Source organism: Peribacillus sp., assembly GCF_059453735.1.
The window spans coordinates 1-2,850 of record NZ_JAZVJO010000532.1 but is presented as its reverse complement, the minus strand read 5'-3'; the positions used below and the strand labels follow the sequence as shown (position 1 = coordinate 2,850).

General features: G+C 40.6%; 2 protein-coding genes and 1 pseudogene. All 3 read right to left on the bottom strand.

Annotated features, from left to right (window positions below; genetic code table 11):
• Window positions 1–155 (bottom strand): annotated as a pseudogene (locus AC52RT_RS17690) (5'-3' exonuclease); the annotation flags it as partial.
• A 98-nt stretch (window positions 156–253) separates the two neighbouring features.
• On the bottom strand, window positions 254–1,096 hold the full coding sequence (locus AC52RT_RS17685) for a sulfurtransferase (protein WP_495541968.1): 843 nt from the start codon (window positions 1,094–1,096) through the stop codon (window positions 254–256).
• A 23-nt stretch (window positions 1,097–1,119) separates the two neighbouring features.
• Window positions 1,120–2,850 (bottom strand): dynamin family protein (locus AC52RT_RS17680; protein ID WP_495541967.1); only part of this gene is annotated, 1,731 nt, incomplete at its 5' end.

Genomic DNA, 2,850 nt, shown 5'->3' with positions numbered 1-2,850 from the left:
AAATGGTTGACTGCTGTAAGCATATGCTTTAGAAAACCTTGAACCGCGTTTGTCGGCAGGCCTTTTGAATTAATCATGAACTGACCGGTAACGGCTGTTGCATAAAATGCTCTAAATAAAAGGGCCATTCCATCTACAAGCATGAAGGAAGGCATCTGATTGTTTTCATCCAATTTCACGTTTACTCACCTCAAAAGATTGTCTGCTTGTATCTTATCATAAGAATCTCTGAAAGGGAGTGTTTTCATCCTATTCACTCTAGTTCGACATCAGTGATGACTGGATTATCTTCATAAGAAATCCAATCACTAAAGCTGCCCGTATAGAGTTTTACCCGTTTAAATCCTGCGTCCTTTAGAGCCATAAAGTTAGCCGCCGCAGTGATACCCGATCCACAATACACAATAACTTCTTGATCGGGATCTAATTGACTAAAGCGCTTTTTCTGCGCTTCTCTTGGTAGAAAGTATCCATTGCTAAAGGAATCTTCCCAATAATAGTTGATGGCTCCAGGTATATGTCCAGCTTTTTTATCAATGGGTTCCTCACGTCCTGTATACCGTTGATTTTCTCTTGAATCAATCAGAACTGTTTTGGAATCGTTTTGCGAGAAACGAACAACCTCATCATATCTTGCCACTAGGTCTTCATTAATGTCGACAAGAAAATCAACTCGGTTGAATGTAGGAATGTCACTGGTAATCGGATAATTGCTTTCTTTCCAAGCCGAATAACCGCCGTTTAGAAGAAACACCTTAGAATGGCCCAGATACATTAAAATCCAGATAAAACGAGCAGCCCCTGCAGCGTGTCCATCATCATAAGCAATGACAGTGGTCGAACGACTGATGCCTGAATTCTCTAATCTTTTTTTAAGTACACTGATGTCAGGTAAAGGATGTCTCCCGCCGTGAACCTGAACGCTTCCAGACAAATCACGCTCCAAATCAAAGAACACGGCCGAAGGAATATGATCACGATCATATTCGGTTTTCCCCATATCGGGCTTACCAAGTGCAAACCGGCAATCGACAAGTCTAACATCCGGTTCATTCAGTTTTTCCAATACTTCATGTGCCTCAAGGATCATCTTCATTTACATTCTCCTTTACTACCAACCTAGTCCTGTACAATTCTCTGAACCTTTTTGATTATTTTCTCGAAATAGTCAGCATCCACGGTTTCTTCCAAGCCCGCCTTCAGTCCGGCAAATATATCCTCCGTTTCTGCAATCGTCGCCTGCTTAAGAGAGGCTATTTCATTGTGAAGATGCACGGAATACTCTTCATACAGACGATTCCCCTGTTCATTTACATAGGCAAGCGCTAAGGGATCTAAGCGTTCCTGAAGTGCCTGACTCATGATAACTTTTTCATTTTTTTCAAAGAAAGCTTTTGGATTTTTAAACAACCCTAGTTCTTTTCTAAACTCTTGATCGGAAAGATTATGAAAGGCTGGTTGGAATTCAAGTGTTTCTTTTTTCACAGGATCATAAGACTGCAGTGATAATGTTTTTTTGACACGTTGAGCCTGTTCTATAAAGGAAGCTTGTTTTTCTCTTACCAACTTATGAACAGTCATTTCCGTCCTTAAGGAAGTTGCTCTCATTTCTTGCCCAAAATCGAAACCGATTGCGGTTAAAAAGTTTTGAAGCGTTTCTCGAAGTACAGTTTTAAGGTCTTCCCCTTCTTTAATGACCGCTGGATTAAATGATTCTTTAAAAAAGTCTGCAAATCGGAAGAACACACGTTGCTTGCTATAATAAATTAATTCATCAATTTCTTTCCGTAGTTTTTGCTGTTCTGCATCATCTTGTATGTCAGCAGCTAATCTAAGGACTTGTTGATAATCTTCTGCTAACTGACGAAGTGCAGCAGCCTTAGATGCTTCATCTTGTTTAGACGTCGTTACTACTTCTTGCAACAGGGTTTCGGTTCTAGCGATTGCTGCCATTGCAGATACGATAGCCAAATTCGTTAAATCTTGTTCAATAAACGCATGAAATACTTTTTCAAAATGCTTCATCCCGCTATCCTGTAAAAAATGATGGGAGAAAGATTGTTCAGCTTGTTTTTCTGCAAGAGCCCCTTTACTTGTAACAGAAAATAATTTAGGAAAACGAATTCCAAATCCACCAAGTTGATTTTGTACATAATCAATTACTTCATCCAGTTCTTCATTATCCTGAGCTAAATCGACTGCATTAACCACAAAAAACATTTTATCCATGGCGAAGGAATCCTTAACACGTCCGAGTTGAATGAGGAATTCCCGGTCTGCCTTCGAAAATGGATGATTATAGTACGTCACAAAAAGGATCGCATCCGCATTTTTGATGTATTCAAAGGCAGCACCCGTATGACGCGCATTGATTGAATCTGCACCCGGTGTATCCACTAACACCATCCCCTGCTTGGTAAGGGCGCAGTCATAATACAAGTCAATTAAATCCACAAAACAGGACTTTGCTTCTTCTGCGGCGTAAGCTTTAAAGCCTGTTAAGTCAACGGTTATTGTTGTACCTAAATCTCCGCTGTGCTCAGGATAGCCTTGAACAAATGCTCTGAGGAAAGATAAATGCGTCTTTCCTTTATCAATACTCGTTTCATTGAGTAAACGAGCAGCGGTTTCGTAAGCAAGATCCAGCGATACAGCTTTTTGCCCAAACGCATCCAGAGCGATTGAAACATCCTCAAGCAGCATGTCAGCTGTTTTAAGTGTCACATTTGCAGTTCCATGATCATGATTATGGTCAGCTGCTTGAATCTTATTAATTGCCGCCGTAGTCGGATTCGGGGAAACAGGAAGAACGGATTCACCAATTAGGGCATTAGCAAATGAGGATTTCCC

Coding starts and splice junctions, on each gene's coding strand:
- AC52RT_RS17685 (WP_495541968.1), bottom strand. CDS start 1,096: ATGAAGATGATCCTTGAGGCACATGAAGTATTGGAAAAACTGAATGAA.